This is a genomic window from Poseidonibacter ostreae (genome assembly GCF_009208075.1).
Lineage (GTDB): Bacteria > Campylobacterota > Campylobacteria > Campylobacterales > Arcobacteraceae > Poseidonibacter > Poseidonibacter ostreae.
This window is the reverse complement of sequence record NZ_WFKJ01000150.1, coordinates 1-246: the sequence shown is the minus strand read 5'-3', so window position 1 is coordinate 246 and position 246 is coordinate 1. Positions and strand designations below refer to the sequence as shown.

Annotated in this window: 1 protein-coding gene; it reads left to right on the top strand. The window is 28.0% G+C overall.

The annotated features are described in order from the left end of the window. A partial coding sequence (locus tag GBG18_RS15600) for a hypothetical protein (RefSeq protein WP_226898721.1) occupies positions 1 to 188 on the top strand: 188 nt, incomplete at its 5' end. Positions 189 to 246 lie beyond the last annotated feature (58 nt).

The following is a 246-nucleotide window of genomic DNA, read 5'->3' as shown; positions in this document are numbered from 1 at the left end:
TTATGCTCACCTATAATTTTAGACGACTGTTGAATCTAATTGGTATTAAACTATTTCAAAAGCTGATAAAAGCCAGTAAAAGTGGCAATATTGAGGATATAAAACAAGAAATAGCAGAGTATATTGCAGTTCTAGTCTTTTTAAAGCTTTATTTCATCAAAAAATGTGTTTATACATCTGAATATTAAAAAAACTCTCTTAATCTTGATTCTTTTACTTAGATAGGGTTAGTTCTTTCACAGTCTC